Source organism: Coxiella endosymbiont of Ornithodoros maritimus, assembly GCF_907164965.1.
GTDB lineage: Bacteria > Pseudomonadota > Gammaproteobacteria > Coxiellales > Coxiellaceae > Coxiella.
In genome coordinates this window covers 1-1703 of sequence record NZ_CAJRAM010000075.1, presented here as the reverse complement: position 1 = coordinate 1703, position 1703 = coordinate 1, and the positions used below count along the sequence as shown (strand labels likewise).

The window sequence follows — 1703 nt, the reverse complement described above, 5'->3', positions numbered from 1 at the left end:
GGGGGGATTTAACGGCGCTGCCGGTTTATGCGAACGGGGAGGGACATTCATCAATTTCATCTGTTTCTGGCAAGTTGTTGGTGTTTATTGGGTTAGTTCCTCCACAACACGCGAGTGAGAATAAGGAGGTCTTGTCGCGGATTAGTAAACGCGGCAATGTGATGTTAAGGACGTTAAGGTAAAACCTGAGGTTGATGAGGCTAATTCATGCGGTGGCTCGGTGAAGCCGCATATACGTTCTTTTCGTCAAAACTGATTGTTGACAACAACCCTGGGGCCATATACGTATAGACCAAAGCAGAATACGGGAAAATAATGATCTCGTCTATCATCCCCGTATTTCACTGCGCTTCATACAGGCTACTTTATAACGATTTTTTTGTCTGGTAGGATCTCCGTAAGTCACCAAACCGACATTATCCGCTCCGGCTTGTTGAAGCAAAACCATCATTTGCACTACTTTTCCGTAGTCTACTTCTTTATCTCCTTTCACATACACTTCTTGTTGTTGATGATTTTGTTTAGCCTGTTGTAAGGCAGTCGTTACAGAGTTGATTAAGTTTTGGGATGAAATAGGCTGAGCTGGTTGACTCGAAATATTTAGAAAATAATTTCCATGGTTATCTATACTAACAATAATCGGTGTTTCATGTGAAGGGAGCGCTTTCGCGTTAGTTTGTGGTAATTTAACATTAACTCCTTGCGTTAAAAGAGGAGCCGTAATCATAAAGATTACTAATAAAACCAACATCACATCAATATAAGGCACGACATTAATTTCAGCTAACGGTCGCTTTCGCATTGGGTTCCTCTAATTTGTATTTATAGGCTCGTCGATGTAGGATATTCAGAATTTCTTCTTGAAAAGTATCGTAATTGTGAGTGATAGCATTTAATTCGTTGGAGAATCGATTATACGCTATCACTGCAGGGATAGCAGCAAATAAACCCACCGCCGTTGCAATTAATGCTTCTGAAATTCCCGGAGCAACCATCGCAATAGTGACCTGTTGAACGGCGCCTAAAGCGCGAAACGAAGTCATAATTCCCCATATAGTTCCAAACAAACCCACATACGGACTAGTCGATCCTACCGTTGCTAAAAAACTGAGGTTGCGTTCAAGCAGATCAGCCTCGCGGCTTTGGGTAATCCGCATAGCACGATGCGTGCCTTCGAGAATGGCTTTAGGATTGGAACCCAGGTCTTGCCGCAAACGAGTGAATTCAGTAAAACCGGCGTAAAAAATACTCGACATGCCGATGAGTTTGTCCTTTTTTTCCGATAATCGATTGTAAAGCATAGTTAAATCAACACCGGACCAGAAAAGGTGTTCAAATTTTTTCATTTCACGGCGTGTCCGTTTCACGAAAAAAACGCGTTGTATAATAATGGTCCAAGAAGTGATAGAAGCCAGAAATAAAAGGAAAATGACCATTTTGACTATCAAACTGGCATGAGCCACAAAGGACCATAATGTCGTCGGTTCAGGACCCATGAATCTCTCCCAACGGATAATAGCGAAAAATCCTCATTATTCTATCAAGTTTATCTTCTGTTAAAAATGCAAGCTTCAGCTTTCACTTTTAGGTTGGCGCGGATTGAGTTCGGTACCAACCGGTGTGGTGCGCGGGATAGGAATAAATCCTTTTACTTTTGACATACGGTTTGACCTGCGGCGGACCGATCAACTGTGTTGGGATGC

At 42.4% G+C, this 1703-nt stretch carries 2 protein-coding genes and 2 pseudogenes; 1 reads left to right on the top strand and 3 read right to left on the bottom strand.

What is annotated here, in order from left to right; genetic code table 11:
- Nucleotides 1–176, top strand: a pseudogene (locus OWO34_RS07100) (transposase); the annotation flags it as partial.
- Nucleotides 177–328: 152 nt separating this feature from the next.
- Here the strand turns inward: OWO34_RS07100 and tolR are convergent.
- From tolR to OWO34_RS07085, 3 genes and pseudogenes are all read right to left on the bottom strand, one after another.
- On the bottom strand, nucleotides 329–802 hold the full coding sequence (gene tolR / locus OWO34_RS07095; RefSeq protein ID WP_267257040.1) for a protein TolR: 474 nt from the start codon (nucleotides 800–802) through the stop codon (nucleotides 329–331).
- On the bottom strand, nucleotides 780–1496 hold the full coding sequence (tolQ, locus tag OWO34_RS07090; protein ID WP_267257039.1) for a protein TolQ: 717 nt from the start codon (nucleotides 1494–1496) through the stop codon (nucleotides 780–782). Before tolQ ends, tolR begins: the two co-directional genes overlap by 23 nt.
- 75 nt (nucleotides 1497–1571) lie before the next feature.
- Nucleotides 1572–1643 (bottom strand): annotated as a pseudogene (locus tag OWO34_RS07085) (hypothetical protein); the annotation flags it as partial.
- Nucleotides 1644–1703: the final 60 nt, after the last annotated feature.